The organism is Gracilibacillus thailandensis (assembly GCF_010994055.1).
Classification (GTDB): domain Bacteria; phylum Bacillota; class Bacilli; order Bacillales; family Amphibacillaceae; genus Gracilibacillus; species Gracilibacillus lacisalsi.
The window spans coordinates 1-16,885 of sequence record NZ_WJID01000033.1; the positions used below are offsets into that span (position 1 = coordinate 1).

Consider the following 16,885-nt stretch of genomic DNA (forward strand, 5'->3'; position numbering starts at 1 on the left):
TTTTCTACACTCGATACCTTCTTTCCACATTTAAAAAGACAAACAAACCTTGAATGGTCTGTTTGTCTTTTAGATTAGCCTAAAATATTATAACCAGAGTCTACATAAACGATTTCTCCGGTAACACCTCTGGATAGGTGGCTCAGCATTGCTACTGACATGTCTCCCACTTCTTCTTGTGTCACATTTCGTTTTAAAGGCGATTCTGCTTCAATTTTGTGTAAAATCTCATTGAATGATGGAACACCTTTGGCAGCTAACGTTTTGATTGCACCAGCAGAGATAGCATTTACACGAATATTATGTTCTCCTAAGTCCATCGCTAAGTATTTAACAGTAGACTCCAATGCTGCTTTGGCAACACCCATCACATTATATCCTGGCACTACACGTTCTGCACCTAAGTAACTCATCGCCATAATCGACCCACCTTCAGCCATTAAAGGCTGTGCTTCACGAGCTACTGCAATTAATGAATATGCACTAGTATCTTGTGCAAATGCATAGCCGTCACGAGATGTTTCAACAAAACGGTTTTTCAGATCTTCTCCATGTGCAAAAGCGATTGAGTGCACGACACCATGAATGGTACCGACTTCATCAGCAATTTTACTGAATGCTTCTTTGATACTATCATCATTGTTGACATCACAAGGAAGTACCAGCTTTGCGTCTAGGTCTGACTTTTCCAGCAATTTTGTTAGTTTTGCTAAAGAACGCTCCTTACGATACGTAAAAATTAGGTTGGCACCTGCTTGATGCAAGGATTGCGCAACGCCCCATGCCAGACTTCTCTGATTTGCTACACCCATCACTACGACATTTTTTCCTTTTAATTTTAATAAATCTTCCATAACGTCCTCCTAATAATACTTGATTATGCCTTAACTGAGTTTTACTTAATATTTGGTGTTAGTACCTACTGCTAATTATCTTTACTATAACATATTTTTCCCGAAATAAAAATGATTCATATGTGTATAATACCGTTTAAAATAGATAAAGTTAAGAAAAAAGACAGGTGATGGATATGATTATAGGATTAGCGATTATCAGTATTATCATTGCGCTCATTTCGCTACTTTACACATTAAAGGTCGGCAAAACTGTAAATCAACAAAAAGGTGAACATGATACAGATACGAAAGCAACAGCGAAACACCCGATACTGTTCAATCCGATTTTTTTAACATATATTTTCGGTTTTGGAGGTTTAATTCTATTTATTTTTTATCTCACGTCTAAATATTATTAACGTTTTATGTTAAAAACTTTCCCTATACTATTGCATTCTCTCACTATTATTGGAATAATTTTAATAATAAGCTTTTCTTAAAATAATAGGAGGGATGTGTAATGGATTTTTTGTTGGATTGGTTAAGCACAATTAACGAAGAAGGTGCAGCGATACTTGGTGAGATTGGCGGATGGGTATGGGGACCTCCCCTACTTATTTTATTAGTCGGGACAGGTTTATATCTAACATTCCGACTGGTCTTTTTGCAGTTTAAGTTGTTACCTTATGCATTAAAACTAGCCTTCAGCAAAAACCAGGATAAATCGTCCAAAGGGGATATCAGTCATTATCAGGCATTAACGACAGCGATGGCAGCAACCATCGGTACTGGTAATATCGCCGGTGTCGCTACAGCAGTTGTTGCAGGGGGACCTGGTGCTGTCTTTTGGATGTGGATTACTGCATTAGTCGGCATGGCTACCAAATATGCGGAGGCATTGTTAGCTGTGAGATTCCGTGTTGAAAATGAAAATGGCGAAATGTCGGGCGGTCCGATGTACTATTTGGAACGAGGTCTAAAAAACAAACCAATTGGTAAATTTTTAGGTGTATTATTTGCGATTTTCGCTTCAATTGCGGCGTTTGGTATTGGGAACATGGTGCAGTCTAATACGGCAGCTTCATCATTAGAGGAATCTTTTTCGATTAGTCCATTTATTACTGGTATTGTTTTTACCGTTTTAGCTGCTTTAGTTATCATTGGCGGGATTAAAAGTATTGGTAAGGTGACTGCTTTCTTTGTTCCAGTGATGGGTGCATTTTATATTTTGGGTGGACTTATTCTTATTGTTTTGAACTTTGATTTAGTGCCTGGAGCAATCTCTTTTATTTTTGAAGATGCGTTTACTGGTAGTGCTGTTGGTGGTGGTATCCTTGGTACCGTCATCCGCTATGGAGTAGCACGTGGTGTATTTTCCAATGAAGCTGGTTTAGGTTCTGCACCAATTGCGGCAGCGGCAGCCCGAACTGATTATCCAGCAAGACAAGCGTTGGTTTCGATGACACAAGTTTTCTTTGATACGATCATTGTTTGTTCGATTACAGGTATTACCATTGTTATGGCAGGCCAATGGGACGCTGGGTTAGATGGATCAGCATTAACTAGTGCTTCCTTTGCTCAATTCCTAGGGACATCAGGGTCTTACATTGTAACATTTGGTATTTTATTCTTTACCTTTTCTACGATTCTTGGATGGTCTTATTACGGTGAAAAATCTATCCATTACTTGATGGGTGCTAAAGGTGTCAGAGTTTATCGTTATATTTTCATCGCCTTCGTCTTTATCGGCGCAGTTGTATCACTAGATGTTGTATTCAACTTCTCCGACGTAATGAACGGTTTAATGGCCTTTCCAAACTTGATTGGTCTACTAGCATTATCTGGTATTGTCGTGGCAGAAACGAATAAGTTTTTGAAGGTTAAAAAAGAAGAAAAGTAATGGTATTTTCGGTGGGCGGTTAGCCACATACCAATATTATGATATGCATCAAGTTATAGGAGCTACTTTAGCTGCCGTAAAAAAAGAATGGGAAGAATAAGAAAGGAAAGGTTCCGCCATCGTAATCTGAGATGGTCGGGACCTTTTTGGTTGGATCCCTCACTAAAAATATCTTTTGAACTAGTTTTCCTTCTAAACTCACCAATAATCGAAAGCGCTTTATTTAAATATATTTACCTATTTATTATATTTTTTTCATAAAAACCATTGACATAACGCATGATTTATTAAAAAATAACAATTAGAAAGCGATTACATTTATCTTTTCAGAAAGGAGGTATTTCGGTTTTTATCGAAATCGCTTTCGTAAACAATCAGAGGAGGGTTTCTGTGAAATATATATTAAAAATTTGTTTTCTAATGTTCATAATAGTGCTTACTTTCCCTGTTGACACACTAGGATTTGAAGGTGAAGAGAAATTGGGATTAGGGTCTTATTCTAATCAATTACCTCCAGGAGCTACAGATGTACAGGAAACGATTTACCAAACTCCACAGGTAGACGAAAAGATGCCTACCAATGATTGGTGGAGTAATGTTGCTTGGGATCAATACTCTACCGCTCAGTATCCACATCCGTTAGCTGTTAAAAATCAAGAGGATGGTTTTAGAATTTATAACCCTAGTCACAGAATAACTGGTAATGATGCATGTGTTTGCGGATGGATTAATGACATCCATGACTTTACCGTTGGTCATTCTAATGTTAATACCTTCCCAGATACAAAAGTGGACAATTTTAATGACTGGTTTGTTTCTACACAATTTCAAGAAAGTAATAATACCATGAATGTAACTTACGGTCATGGTTCTCCTTTTGTATTCTTTACTTTTACAGGAGGTAATCCGGAAATAGATTTTTATACCTCTCCTACCATTTGGTCCGGTGATGCAAACAGCCCCGTCCTTGGTATTACGATTGAAGGAAGTCATTATGGATTATTTGGCCCAAGTGGTAGTACATGGGATGGCATTGGTACTTCCACATTAACTAATCATTTAAATAATAAAGATTACTTCTCGATTGTTGCATTGCCAGATCAATCAGAAGCGACACTAGCTAAATTTCAAGAATATGCTTATTCTCATGTTACCGACACAAAAGTGGATTGGCATTACGATGAAACAACAAGCGAAGTAATTACGACTTATCAATACACAACCACCGCAAAAGAAGGGTCAAATAATGGTACCATCTTTGCTCTCTACCCACATCAATGGAAAAACACTTCACAAGAATTACTAGACTATACCTATAATTCTGTAAGAGGCCTCATGAAAACAGCCGAAGGATCTCAATTCGAAACCAAAATGAAATTTACTGGAGTACTTCCATCACTACCTAATGAAGGGTCGTATGATTTAGAACAACTCTCCCAATTTATAGACGAAGCAGAAAATGAAGACTATACAGATACTCCAGATACGTACTGGCTAGGTAAACGATTAGGAAAATTAGCTACATTAGCTCCAATAGCAGAACAAGCTGGAGATTCTACTGCTGCAGATAATTTCCGAACTGAAATAAAAAGTCGGTTAGAGGATTGGTTTACAGCTAGTGATTCACAAGGGAATTTAAATACTTCCGAGCTATTTTACTATAATGATAATTGGGGAACTTTAATTGGTTATCCTGATAGCTTTGGAAGTGCTGAGGAATTAAATGATCACCATTTTCATTATGGATATTTCATTAAAGCTGCTGCAGAAATCGCCCGGGTTGATCGAAATTGGGCCGAAGATGATCAATGGGGACAAATGGTTAAATTATTAATTCGTGATATTGCAAATTGGGATAGAAATGATAATCAATTCCCTTTCCTGCGAAACTTTGATCCTTATGCTGGACACTCTTGGGCATCCGGTCATGCTAGATTTGATGACGGAAATAATAATGAATCCTCTTCCGAAGCGATGAATGCATGGGCAGGTTTAATTTTATGGGGAGAAGCTACTAATGATCAAACCATTAGAGATCTGGGTATTTATTTATATACAACTGAAATGAATGCCATTAATGAATATTGGTTTGATGTAAATGAAACTAACCACCATGAGGATTTCACTCGTTCTACAGCTAGTATGATATGGGGTGGAAAAACGGTTGGAGATGCTGTTTGGTGGACAGCTAACCCTGAAGAAGTCCATGGCATAAATTGGTTGCCCATTACAGGTGCTTCTCTTTATTTAACACACTATCCTGCTTATACAGAAAAAAATTACCAAGCTTTAATTAACGAGAATAATGGAACCGATTTCGATGTATGGGAAGATTTGATCTATATGTATAGAGCCATTTCTAATATCGAAGATGCCAAATCACTTTATGAGTCGAATATCGACAATTTAACTCCTGAGGCCGGGAACTCGAAAGCTCATTTATATCATTGGATTTATAATCTTGATGTTTTAGGCAATGCCGATCCTTCTATAACAGCTGATTATCCAATATATGCGGTATTCAATAAGGCTGGAAACAAAACCTACGTTGTCTATAACATGACGAATGAACAAAAAACGGTTCAATTTTCAGATGGTTATACGTTAACAGCAGAACCTAATAGTTTTACAACCAGTACTAATGATGATGGGAACGAAGATGACGATAATGGAAGTGAAGAGCCAAATCAAGTAATCCTTCCTGCCAAGATAGAAGCTGAAGATTATCAAGATATGTATGGTATCCAACATGAAACAACAACAGATATAGGTGGAGGAGAAAATATTGGTTATTTTGATGTTGGAGATTGGTTGGACTATACAATTGAAGTACCAGCCGAGGGCGATTACTATATCGATTATCGCGTTGCAAGTAATACGTTCAATGGACAATTTCAGCTACTATTAAATGATGACACTATAGATACAATAGATGTTCCAAATACAGAAGGATGGCAATCTTGGACAACATTATCTTCGACTATACATTTACCAGAAGGTGTCCATCAATTAAGGTTATATGCAACAGGATTTGAGTTTAACATAAACTGGTTTGAAATATCTACCCTGCCTGCTGATGATGAAGAGGATGAAAACCATTCAACAGATGATTACACTGTCAACGTTCAACAAGATGATACCAATAATCAGCTATTTATTGCATTTACGCCAACTACAGAGGCAGAATACGTAGACATTCATTACGTAGTGAATGGTTCTATTCAACAAAATTTCCGTATGACTAATAATGGTGGTGACTGGCAACAAACGATTAACAACTTTTCACAGGAAGATCATTTAGAATATTGGTTTACTTATGAAAAAGAAGGGTTACAATATGATTCTCCTCATTATTTTATAGAATAACTATTATACATTTAAATAAACATCCCTGTATAGATCATGCTATACAGGGATGTTTGTCTGTTATTGTTATTTAGAGAGACTTTTGGGCTCATTGTCGATAGCCATAGTAGAGTCTCTTTCCACTAAACTAACAGGTACTGTAATACTTAATGGTATCTTCTTCTTCTGGTCAATTTGTTTTAACAATAAATCTGCAGCCTGTATTCCTAGTAAATCTGTGTCCTGTCTAATCGTAGTTAAAGGTGGTGTTGTATGTTTTGCCAATTCAATATCATCAAAGCCAACTACAGATATATCCTCTGGAACTTTTAAGCCATGGTTTTGAATAGCCTTCATTGCTCCTAGTGCTATCATATCCCCCGCTGCAAAAACGGCTGTAGGTCTATCTTTAAGAATGAGCAGTTTTGTCATCGCCTCTAACCCTGCTTCAAACTCAAAATAACCGCCATTTACAATGAATTCTTCTGGTAAATCTAATCCATATTTTTTTACTGCTGCTTCAAATCCTTCTCGTCGCTCTCTACCTGCAAAAGTTTTTTCGTCTGCGGCGATGTGAGCTATTTTGCGATGCCCTAATGAATAAAGATAATCCACTACTAGCTCACTTCCATAGCCATTATCACTATTCACTACACTTACATGTTTACTACTTAAATCAATAAACACACTAGGCATATCATGTTCTAATAGTTCCTTTACCTCTTTGTTGAAATCTAATGGTGAAACAACAATTATACCGTCGACTCCACGTTGTTTAAATCGTTCAATATAACTTCGTTTTTGATTTTCTACATTGCGAGAAACAAATAGTAAATCATAACCGAACTCCTCTACTCTCTTTCGAAAACTTTCAATAACAGCGCTAAAAAAAGGATGTTTCATCCCAATATCAAGATCCTCAATAAAAACTACCCCAACGGTCCAATACTTCTTTGTCATTAATGACCTCGCATTGGAGTTTGGATGATACCCAATCTCTTCGATGGTTTCCAATATTTTTTTCTTCGTTTTTTCACTAACATCTGGATAGTTATTTAATACTTTCGAAACAGTTGTTATTGAAAAACCTGCTTTTTTTGCTATATCGTATATAGTAGGCATACATTCCACTCCTAACGTACATCCGCCCATCATATTACATTTCTAAACGAAAGAAATTTTATATAGGATATTCGGCTGAGCTTACTTTTCTCGATTTACGATAAAATGCATTAACTGCTTTAAAAATGGGATGTCTTTTGGCAAAGCCTCCAAAGCTTCTACTGCACCACAATAGTGTTTCCACATTTCTTTCTTAGCTTGTTCCTCACCTAACACTGTGACGAAAGTAGAGCTATTATTTTGCCGGTCGATACCTGCTTGTTTTCCTAAAACAGCTGAGTCTCCTTCAAGATCTAACAAGTCGTCTTTAATCTGAAAGGCAATTCCCGCATGATGTGTAAATTGCTTGATCGCCTCTATCACTTCATCCTTTGCACCTGCAACGATGGCTGGCATCATCAACGCTGCTTCAAATCCGATCCCAGTCTTATATAAAGAGAGTTTCGTTAATTCCTCAATAGACAATTGCTTTCCTTTCGCTTCTAGGTCCATGAACTGTCCATTACACATGTCTTGTGTCATTTGTGTCGAATATGCTATCAAGTCTAAGATTTTGTCTGCATCATATCTTCGTAACCTCGTCTGTTCCTGTACTGCTTTTTGCGTCATCCATAAGGCGGTTAACTCTGCTACAGCACTACTATATTTCTCATGTACGGTTGGTCTTCCCCTACGTATTGGTGCATTATCCTGTGAAGGTAGATCATCGAAAATTAATGAGGCGGTATGCATATATTCGATAGCTTTCAATAATGGAATAACATCCTTACCTGCCAAACCAAACCCTTCTGTTGCCATCACCCAAGTCATGATAGGTCTTAATCGTTTGCCATCCCCTTGTAAACTGTAATTAGCAGCATCAATGATAGCATGTTGTTCTTTAGGTTCAATCATTAAGAATTGATTGATGGCATGACGCGCACTTTCCAATGTTCGTTGGAATTTCACTTTCTCTTTATCTTGCTGATCGATTGTAGCTATCATTTTGTCACGGAGTAGTTTATCAAAGAAAGCAACATTCTTCGTTCGCTCTACCATCTTTTCCAAAAAGGAAATAAAAGATGGACTGATAGAAAATGTCTGCAACAATTCTCTGTATTGCTGCATGCCAAGAAGTTTTCTTAATCGTTTCAGACCATTCGTCACTCGATCTAATATGATCTCTCGCGTTATTTCATCATTTTGATAGACATGATGAATTAAATAAGAGATGACTGACCAATACATCTCAAAAGGATTGATTAAATCAGGCCGTTTATCTCGGTATTTAAGAAAATACGTATATGGTGTCACACTACCCGATGCCATGTCTTGATCGATATCAGCTAGATCATCTGCCAACTGATTGTATATACCGTAATAAAACATATGCTCTTCGACCTGATCATTCGCTGAAAAGGTTTGAAACGAGCGCACAATCATTCGCGATGAGGAAGATTTCAAAATAATCGGTATATACAATTCTTCATTCGTATAATTAGGATTATCTAACCTTTTATTGCGATCTATTTCCTGGGCATGAAAAAACAAATAAGCATGTTGATAAAAATTATCAAGGTTATCTGGTGGCTGATTGTTCTCCAAATATTGAAAGGCATTAGTTAATTCACGGTAAATTGGTTCAACAATCTCACGATTATCCCCATCCCATGCTGTAAAAGGGATAATCTCCCCTGTTCGTAACGTGTGTCGAATAAGAGAGGCAAACTGCCCCTGCTCTTGATTCGACAATATAGGTGCATCCAATAAGTCGTCAATAAATGGATAGGTTAGACCGTAACAATAGCCAATCCGGACTGCTTTATCCAAACGCTCGGCCCTGACTTGCTGAGATGTTTCCCCTTGTAATTCTTCTATTTCATGCATTAATACACCAGCTATTATTTTGATTAATTTCCGTTGTGCATGCACTTTATCCAATCCTTCTGGAATGAGTGATGACACATGCTTTAGTTTCTCAATCAGCCAGAAAAAGGTTGCTTCTAATGATTCCTTTTCAGCTAGTCGGTAAAGCTTCGCCAAGCTGAACCATTCTTGATTCGAATGATGCTGTAAATATGTTCTCACATCCTCGGTTACAGCTGCGATTCTTTGTTGCACTTTGTCTGAGGAAATATCTCTCCCTAAATCACGTAAATAGATATAGGAAATACTTCGATGTAAATAATCATTAAGCATTCCTTTTTTCGCTAGTTGTTGTAGGAATTGTTGGTCTTCTTTTATTGCTATATTGTCATAATTCCAGAAAGATGCTTTTTTCTTTTCTTGATAGTCCTGCAAATCTGCTTTTAATGTTGCCGTAAACTGTGGGTTCTCTAACTGTTGCACTAAGGCTTGAAAATAGGTATGTGCCTTCTTTTCATTTTTTTGAAATTGGTGATCTAGCATATATGTCCATTCCTTATCATATTAGTTAATTGTAGTATATCATTTTATGAAGGAAATAGATGAAACATGTCGGTTATTTTTCCTTTTTATCATAGTGAAAATAATCGATATCTACATAACCACCAGTTTCCTTGGTAGCGTAGTTGAATATCCCCATTCGATATCCCATGAAATGGTCTAATGTATATTTCATTTGAAGGGTCTTTCCGATTGGCTGCCAGTCTTGTCCATCAGCAGAATAATGGAAGGTTACTTCATCAACACTATCCGCAAAATTAAATATCATTTTTAAGTAGATTTGCTCGTTAGTAAACCTTTTTTCTTCCACTACTTTTTCCTGATCATTTCCATCGTTTATTGTCATCGCCACAGCATATTCACCATTTTCCTTTCGTTTGATGCCAACTGTACCGAAATTGCTCTGAAGCGCGATTAACCCTGCAAAATCTCCTAACTTCATGTTGGATGCATCAAGCAAAATAGTACCACTACATACCGGTCCTTCTGTTCGTTGTGTCAATGTATTTGGTGCTGTTAAAACACTTGTTGTCAAATGTCCTGTTGTAAGTCGTAAATAACCCGACCTTTCCGTAACTGACCAATAGCAAGAATCTGGATTGTGATTCCATTGCCAATTTAACGCTAATTCATTTTTTCCATATTCAAAATCATCACTAATTACTAATGGTTTAGGGTCATCAGCAGGAAGATTTATTTCAAGCTTTTCAGGTGCTTTCCCATCAATACCGATCATCGGCCAGCCCTGTTCCCACTCTACAGGTAGGATATATGGAATTCTCCCGACAGCATCATGATCTTGAAACAACATCGCGTACCATTCCTTATTTGGTGTATCAAAGATCGCACCTTGAGCAATTCCTTTATTGCGATAGCCCATATCATCATCGAGAATAACCTTTCGCTCATACTTTCCCAATAATTCTGTGGAGCGATAGCAAACCTGCCTTCTCCGCTGATTACCATCGGACGGCCATTCGATAAAAAGTAAATAAAATTCACCGTTTAATTGATAGGCATGACAACCTTCACAACGTAGCCCGATATTTTCTTTCGGTGTTTCGAGTAATAAGCGATCGACTCCATCCGGTTTTACGGCTGTGAGATCTGCAGTTAGTTCCGTAATACGAATGTCACCGCATCCATAAATAACAAAAACTCTGTCTTGATCAAACAGTAATGCTGGGTCATGATAAATACCATCAATCACCGATCGAGTCCATGGACCATTTTCGATATCTTTTGTTTGATAAACGTAGAATTGATTCATATCATTGCTTGAAAAACAAAGATAATATGTATCATTATGATAACGTAAACTTGTTGCCCATTGGCCTTGACCATAGATCCCTTTTTCATCTTTTAATTGATGTGCCCGATTAGCTTCTAAGCTATCATATACATAAGAGACAATCTCCCAATCTCTTAAGTTATGCGATTTCATAATTGGGCAACCTGGCATCGAATGCATACTTGTACTTACCATATAGAAAGTAGACTCTACTCTAATTACATCGACATCAGGTACATCTGACCAGAAGATTGGATTAGTTACTATAATACTCATTTAAATGCCCTCCCCTAAACTTAACATTTCAATTATCCGCCTAATACAAACAATTATTTCAAAAACAGATCGATTAATCAATTGCTGATTATCTAACTCATGTATTACCTTTATCTTCTCTTACGGTTTTTAGAATACTTTCGTTTATACAAAAAAGGACTGCCTTCGAATAGCAGCCCTAAGTGTTATTAAGTTCCACAAAATGTCTGATATGGTTCATCTGGCTTTGGTGGCAATACAGCATATTCTTCCTGCTCTTCAGAGTATGCGTATGGATTAGACAATGCCTTCAATAATTTTTCCATTACACTGTAATCCTCTTCACTTACCGCTTTTTCCAAAGCTTCTTCAACCAGATAATTCCTAGGAATAATAGACGGATTATTTTCTTTCATTAATTGTCGTGCTTGATCAGTTGTTTCGTTCTGTCGTGCTAATCGTGCTTGCCACTTATCATACCATTTGTCAAAGCCGTTTGCTTGGAAAAGTCTCACCGTTTTATCGAATTGATCTAATGTTAACGAACGAAAGGTGTTTGTAAAATCTGCCTGATGCTGTTCCATCAAGTCTAACAAACGCTGAATTAATGCTAGATCTTCCTCTTCTTCGTCAAACAAGCCTAATTTCTTTCTCATTCCTGCAAGCCAATTTTTTTCATATAGATGCAAGTATTCCTTAATTACATCCTGTGCGGCTTCAAGCGCTTTATCTTCATCGTCATCCAATAATATCAAGATCGCTTCGGCAAAACGGGATAAATCCCAGCCACCAATATCTGGCTGATTGCCGTAAGCGTAACGTCCACGAACATCTATGGAGCTAAAAACTGTTCTTTTATCGTACGTATCCATAAACGCACAAGGACCGTAATCAATCGTCTCTCCACTGATCGTCACATTATCGGTATTCATGACACCATGAATAAAACCTACTAATTGCCAGTTTGCAATCAGTGCAGCTTGGTTCTTGATCACCGCTTTAAGAAAAGATAAGTATTTATTTTCATCGTTTTTTATTTCTGGGTAGTGTCTGTCTATTGCATAATCTGCGAGTTTTTGCAGGTCTTCCTTTTCTCCCCATTGTCTGGCATACTGAAATGTTCCGACACGAAGGTGGCTATTTGCTACTCTGGTTAAAATAGCCCCAGGAAATGCAACTTCACGTTCAACAGACTCTCCTGTCGTTACAACAGCTAAACTTCGGTTTGTCGGAATCTTCAAGCCGTACATTGCCTCACTAATTAAATATTCACGTAACATCGGACCTAATGCAGCCCGACCGTCACCTCCACGGGAATACGGTGTCATTCCTGAACCTTTGAGTTGAATATCTGCTCTTTGTCCATCAGGGGTGATATGTTCACCGAGTAAGACCGCTCTTCCATCACCAAGCATGGTAAAATGGCCAAACTGATGACCTGCATATGCTTGTGCAATCGGAAGTCCACCTTCAGGCAGTCGATTGCCAGAAAAAAGATCAGCACTATCCTCCATGCTCTCTGCATCTAAACCAAGCTCAGTTGCTAATTCACGATTAAACATTACGATTTCCGGGTCATCTACTGGCGTAGGTTGAACACGCGAATAAAAGATGCCAGGTAATCGTTGATAACTATTATCTAAATTCCAACCTTCATTTGTTGTTACCGTCATACTATCTCCTTTCATGAGACATCGACTATCTCATTCACTTAGGTCATTACATACCGGATTACCGGAGAATGCTACATCTAGCATAACACAAGTAGCTCTTGTATTAATATGAGTTGCATTTTCCTTTCTTATTCACGGGAATGAAATTGGAACCTACCACTTCCCTAACTATTTAATAAATGGAGGAAAGCTTTCATGTTCTTCGATAGCCACTTATCTTTATTGATCGCTGAGTAAATTCCTAATGGACAGATACTTTTTATCTCTTCTAATTGGTCGTTATGAAGTTCTTCTTTGACCACAAAATATGGCAGCATCGACACACCGAGGCCACAGATTACTAATTTTTTGATGGCCTCCAAACTAGGTAATTCTATCTTAGAAATAGCAGTATCCGTTTTTTTGATATAATCTTCAATAATTGGTCGCCAACTACACTGGTATTCTGTTATCAGCATCCGCTCTGGCTTTTCACGTTTATTTTTACCTTTAATCAAACTTAGGCTTTCCTCACTAATCTGATTAATGTGCAATTCACTTACTTGCCAATCTGGTAGTTCAACAAGGATAGCAATATCTATATCACCACTTTTTAACTGTGCGGTAATATTTTCATACTGAAGTGATTTTAAGACTAATTCAACTTTAGGGTATTTCTCCGTGAATTCCATTAATAAGTCCGGAAGCCAATGGACCATTAAGGATTCACTAGCACCAATGGTCAATCGACCTGATGGCTCCTCTCCTTCACTGACAACGGCTTTTGATTTTGCATAGAGTTCGATAATCTCCAGTGCATATGGATAAAAATCATGACCTGCTTGTGTTAAGATTGTCTTTCTGCCCATTCGATCAAATAAAGGCTTTTCTAGTTCTTCTTCTAATTCCTTGATATGTGCCGTTACAGAAGATTGAGCATAGCCTAGTTGATCTGAAGCCTTTTTAAACCCACCAGCATCAACGATTGTTTTAAATGTAATGAGATGTCTCAGTTCCACTCTTTCCACCCTCTTTATATCATTTATACTGAATCATTTTATCGGAAATATCAATTTTACTGAACTATAAAACAACTATATAATGAAATAAAGAAAAGAACAAGAGGAGAGATTATTATGAAAGTGTTAACGATTGTAACCCACCCCCGTCAAGACTCATTAACCTTCACTGTTGCTAAACGTATGATGGCAGGATTGCAGGATGCTGGACATGAAGTAGATGTTCTTGATTTATACCGGAGCGATTTTGACCCTATTTTAAAAGAAGTGGATGAACCAGACTGGAGCACTGATCAACAGCAGTTTTCAGAAAGAGTACATCAGGAAATGGATAGATTGAAGCAATACGATGGATTAGCATTCGTTTTTCCACTTTGGTGGTGGAGCATGCCAGCATTGTTAAAAGGCTACATTGATAGAGTGTGGAATTACAGTTTTGCCTATGGACCAGGTAAATTACCCCATCAACATGTACTATGGTTAAGTCTTGCCGGAGCACCTATAGAAAGATTTACTAAAAGGAAATATGATCAAATGATCACACACTATTTTAATGTAGCATTAGCAGATTATTGTGGGATTGGAACTTCCAGATTCGAATTATTGTATGAAACAATTAAAGAAAAGCCTGAAAATATGGAACAGTGGCTGAAAAAGGCTTATGAACTAGGACTGAGATATGGAGAAAAATCATGAGATGGGAGCTATCACTCAGGCTCATTTTGTTTATTGGCCACTTTTGGATGTTTATTGGCCACTTTTCGGGATTTAATGGCCACTTTTGGCAGTTTTATGGCCACTTTCGAGACTTTTATGGCCACTTTTCATCATTTAATGGCCACTTTTATAATATTCTCCTTTTCATATCCATCCTTGTTCTCTGCCATATTTTAAAAGTTCTTCATATGGGTCTAATCCTGTTAAACCTATCATTTTGCAAAAAGCAGGTTCGGTTTTATAACCTTGTTCTTTGAGCAATATAACCTCTTCTTTCAAATTGGGAGTTTCTTGCAATAACTTACTTTCTATAAGCATATGGAGATAGGCATTTTGTTGCTCTACAGGTTGTGGTTGACCGAACAATTCACACTCAAATCCTTTAAAGAAGAAATTTGCTTTAACTACCGGCAGATTTCTTATATTCGTTGTTTTTATTTTGAAACCATCTAAATGCTTGTATAAAGATTCGAGTGTTTGCTTAAACTCTGTGAGATTATACACTTCCATGATAATGTCCAAATCAGATTCTGCAATCGCAATATCTATTGGAATCGTACCGCAGAGAACAGGATGATATATCTTTAGGTCCTGCATTATCTCTAATTCTGTTAGGGTGTAATAGGCATGCTGTTGTATTTGAGTTCCTCTTTTTAAATAATCAAGTCTTCTACACATGATATTTATACCCGTCCCTCTAAATCCTGCGATAAACGTATCATATCGCGACATTGAATACCATTTTCATAGATCTTCTCTTGATAATGCTTGATAAAAAAATCCTTATCAATCCCCACCATTTGAAAACCGCACTTTTGATATAATGCGAGCTGACTAATGCTAGAATTGCCTGTGCCGACTTCTATTATCTTATATCCGTGCTTTTTCGCATTTTGGATAGCATCTGAAATTAATTTTTTACCTATTCCTTTTCCTTGGTGCTCTTCTGCAACAGCAATGTTAACCAGTTCAACTGTATGAGGTCTTGTTGGAAGCAGGACATAGGCACCTATTATTCTATTTTCTAACTCAGCAACATAGCATTCTCCTCGATCTAGATATGATTTAATGATAGAGGGAGAGGGATCTGCTAACAGTAATAATTCCATCGGTTTCGTTTCATCTAATCTTAATTTTCTTATTTTCATGACAATCACCATTTTTCGAGAATTATATTTATTATAACAACTTTTCCAACAAAAGGTTAAGATATGAAACGTTTATGTGCTCAACAACGTATGTGATAGAAAAAGGAGGAGATTGATCATGCGTACAGCTTATCAGAATGGTGATACGATTCAGGTAGTATTTCTGAATCAGAAGAACGAAGATATAGAAGAGGCGGTCTTAAACAATGCTCAGATTACAGCTTTATTTCAAGCAAATCAGGTTTGGATTGAACGATTTGAGAAAAGCCTGAAAATAAAAAATTCCGTATGGTCTCTTAATCATAACAACATTGTTTTACGGGTTAATGTAGAATAACTGTGAGTAGCGAAACGCCTTATTCACAAGGGAGGTGGATTAGGTGTTTTCTTTTTTTGAAAAAGTAAGATCGGTTGCCACTAAACTGATCATCAGCAGTAGCTCCAAAGCATTAGTAAAGGCTGTACTTTCAACCTCAATTGGTAGAGCACTACCGATTCCCATTATAATGGTACCTGTCAGCATCCATTTCCATTTGGTAATACGATAAAGAATAAATCCTGTAACAAGAAGAATTACACTAACACAAATAATCATTAAATGTGATCCTTCTATCTCAGTTTCAGGAACATAATGCAAAATACCGTATTCTGAAACAGGCTTTAGCTCGATTTTTGCTACCACTGTCATGATTTCGATTAGTATTAAAACACATGTGAAAGTAAGCATAATCCTAATTGTTCTTATGGAGTGAAATCGCTTTTTACCTAATTTTCGTAATACACCTAAACAAAATAGAATAAGTGTTGGCGTAACAATAGCATGTATCCAGTAGCGAAGCAGATGGAGTTTTTCCAAAAAGGGACCTGTTCCAATAAATTTCCCAAAGGCAATAATGGCATTGTCAACGATTAAACCTGCTATGACTAGGTACAGAAAGAAAGTAAGACTCCTTATATTTTTTCCACTTTTTTTAATGAAGCCTACTAGCAATAAAACAATATAAGACAGAGTGATAAGAATATATAAATAGAAATCCACTAAGGTTCGCTCCTAAACGTTTTTTTATAGTGTATGTTATTCTTTTTTCTACATTCATAGGAGCTAATAACCATATCGCATTCACTTGAAAAATAAAAAGACTCCAATTTGAAGTCTGAACTGACCCAGTAAAACGGGACAAGAAAAAACACCTA

At 37.1% G+C, this 16,885-nt stretch carries 14 protein-coding genes; 5 read left to right on the forward strand and 9 right to left on the reverse strand.

What is annotated here, in order from left to right; translation table 11 throughout:
* Positions 1-74: 74 nt before the first annotated feature.
* Positions 75-854 carry an enoyl-ACP reductase FabI gene (fabI, locus tag GH715_RS11100; RefSeq protein WP_153835512.1) on the reverse strand — a complete coding sequence of 260 codons (780 nt, stop codon included), beginning with the start codon at positions 852-854 and terminating at the stop codon, positions 75-77.
* Positions 855-1,030: 176 nt separating this feature from the next.
* Here fabI and GH715_RS11105 point away from each other — a divergent pair, with 176 nt between their 5' ends.
* The 3 genes from GH715_RS11105 to GH715_RS11115 all read left to right on the forward strand — a co-directional run bounded on the left by GH715_RS11105 (position 1,031) and on the right by GH715_RS11115 (position 6,102).
* A complete protein-coding gene (locus GH715_RS11105) occupies positions 1,031-1,255 on the forward strand; it encodes a hypothetical protein (protein WP_018932490.1) in 225 nt (74 codons plus the stop codon).
* 101 nt (positions 1,256-1,356) lie between these two features.
* Positions 1,357-2,736, forward strand: a complete 1,380-nt coding sequence (locus GH715_RS11110) for an alanine/glycine:cation symporter family protein (RefSeq protein WP_153835513.1) — start codon at positions 1,357-1,359, stop codon at positions 2,734-2,736.
* 390 nt (positions 2,737-3,126) lie between these two features.
* Positions 3,127-6,102 carry a glycosyl hydrolase gene (locus GH715_RS11115; RefSeq protein ID WP_163578609.1) on the forward strand — a complete coding sequence of 992 codons (2,976 nt, stop codon included), beginning with the start codon at positions 3,127-3,129 and terminating at the stop codon, positions 6,100-6,102.
* 66 nt (positions 6,103-6,168) lie between these two features.
* On the opposite strand, the gene GH715_RS11120 is transcribed toward GH715_RS11115, so the two are convergent.
* The 5 genes from GH715_RS11120 to GH715_RS11140 form a co-directional block, all read right to left on the reverse strand.
* Entirely contained in the window at positions 6,169-7,203 is a 1,035-nt protein-coding gene (locus GH715_RS11120; RefSeq protein ID WP_153835514.1) for a LacI family DNA-binding transcriptional regulator, read from the reverse strand.
* An 81-nt stretch (positions 7,204-7,284) separates the two neighbouring features.
* Positions 7,285-9,591, reverse strand: a complete 2,307-nt coding sequence (locus GH715_RS11125; protein WP_153835515.1) for a polyprenyl synthetase family protein — start codon at positions 9,589-9,591, stop codon at positions 7,285-7,287.
* A gap of 73 nt (positions 9,592-9,664) precedes the next feature.
* Positions 9,665-11,176 carry a glycoside hydrolase family 43 protein gene (locus tag GH715_RS11130; protein WP_153835516.1) on the reverse strand — a complete coding sequence of 504 codons (1,512 nt, stop codon included), beginning with the start codon at positions 11,174-11,176 and terminating at the stop codon, positions 9,665-9,667.
* A gap of 188 nt (positions 11,177-11,364) precedes the next feature.
* Positions 11,365-12,828, reverse strand: a complete 1,464-nt coding sequence (locus tag GH715_RS11135; protein WP_153835517.1) for a protein adenylyltransferase SelO — start codon at positions 12,826-12,828, stop codon at positions 11,365-11,367.
* A gap of 164 nt (positions 12,829-12,992) precedes the next feature.
* Positions 12,993-13,826, reverse strand: a complete 834-nt coding sequence (locus GH715_RS11140) for a LysR family transcriptional regulator (RefSeq protein WP_163578610.1) — start codon at positions 13,824-13,826, stop codon at positions 12,993-12,995.
* A gap of 117 nt (positions 13,827-13,943) precedes the next feature.
* On the opposite strand from GH715_RS11140, the gene GH715_RS11145 reads away from it, so the two are divergent.
* On the forward strand, positions 13,944-14,522 hold the full coding sequence (locus GH715_RS11145) for an NAD(P)H oxidoreductase (protein WP_153835518.1): 579 nt from the start codon (positions 13,944-13,946) through the stop codon (positions 14,520-14,522).
* Between the two features lie 165 nt (positions 14,523-14,687).
* Here GH715_RS11145 and GH715_RS11150 read toward each other — a convergent pair whose 3' ends face one another.
* On the reverse strand, positions 14,688-15,221 hold the full coding sequence (locus GH715_RS11150) for a DUF4269 domain-containing protein (protein WP_153835519.1): 534 nt from the start codon (positions 15,219-15,221) through the stop codon (positions 14,688-14,690).
* Between the two features lie 5 nt (positions 15,222-15,226).
* A complete protein-coding gene (locus tag GH715_RS11155; RefSeq protein WP_153835520.1) occupies positions 15,227-15,691 on the reverse strand; it encodes a GNAT family N-acetyltransferase in 465 nt (154 codons plus the stop codon).
* A gap of 118 nt (positions 15,692-15,809) precedes the next feature.
* On the opposite strand from GH715_RS11155, the gene GH715_RS11160 reads away from it, so the two are divergent.
* Positions 15,810-16,028, forward strand: coding sequence for a hypothetical protein (locus GH715_RS11160; RefSeq protein ID WP_153835521.1), 219 nt, complete (start codon positions 15,810-15,812; stop codon positions 16,026-16,028).
* Between the two features lie 39 nt (positions 16,029-16,067).
* On the opposite strand, the gene GH715_RS11165 is transcribed toward GH715_RS11160, so the two are convergent.
* Complete coding sequence (locus tag GH715_RS11165; RefSeq protein ID WP_153835522.1) at positions 16,068-16,730, reverse strand: hypothetical protein; 663 nt, start codon at positions 16,728-16,730, stop codon at positions 16,068-16,070.
* Between the last annotated feature and the right edge of the window lie 155 nt (positions 16,731-16,885).

What these genes read in the sequence shown, in the direction of transcription:
- fabI (WP_153835512.1), bottom strand. Translation starts at nt 854, where the DNA reads ATGGAAGATTTATTAAAATTAAAAGGAAAAAATGTCGTAGTGATGGGT.
- GH715_RS11105 (WP_018932490.1), top strand. Translation starts at nt 1,031, where the DNA reads ATGATTATAGGATTAGCGATTATCAGTATTATCATTGCGCTCATTTCG.
- GH715_RS11110 (WP_153835513.1), top strand. Translation starts at nt 1,357, where the DNA reads ATGGATTTTTTGTTGGATTGGTTAAGCACAATTAACGAAGAAGGTGCA.
- GH715_RS11120 (WP_153835514.1), bottom strand. Translation starts at nt 7,203, where the DNA reads ATGCCTACTATATACGATATAGCAAAAAAAGCAGGTTTTTCAATAACA.
- GH715_RS11125 (WP_153835515.1), bottom strand. Translation starts at nt 9,591, where the DNA reads ATGCTAGATCACCAATTTCAAAAAAATGAAAAGAAGGCACATACCTAT.
- GH715_RS11130 (WP_153835516.1), bottom strand. Translation starts at nt 11,176, where the DNA reads ATGAGTATTATAGTAACTAATCCAATCTTCTGGTCAGATGTACCTGAT.
- GH715_RS11135 (WP_153835517.1), bottom strand. Translation starts at nt 12,828, where the DNA reads ATGACGGTAACAACAAATGAAGGTTGGAATTTAGATAATAGTTATCAA.
- GH715_RS11145 (WP_153835518.1), top strand. Translation starts at nt 13,944, where the DNA reads ATGAAAGTGTTAACGATTGTAACCCACCCCCGTCAAGACTCATTAACC.
- GH715_RS11150 (WP_153835519.1), bottom strand. Translation starts at nt 15,221, where the DNA reads ATGTGTAGAAGACTTGATTATTTAAAAAGAGGAACTCAAATACAACAG.
- GH715_RS11155 (WP_153835520.1), bottom strand. Translation starts at nt 15,691, where the DNA reads ATGAAAATAAGAAAATTAAGATTAGATGAAACGAAACCGATGGAATTA.
- GH715_RS11160 (WP_153835521.1), top strand. Translation starts at nt 15,810, where the DNA reads ATGCGTACAGCTTATCAGAATGGTGATACGATTCAGGTAGTATTTCTG.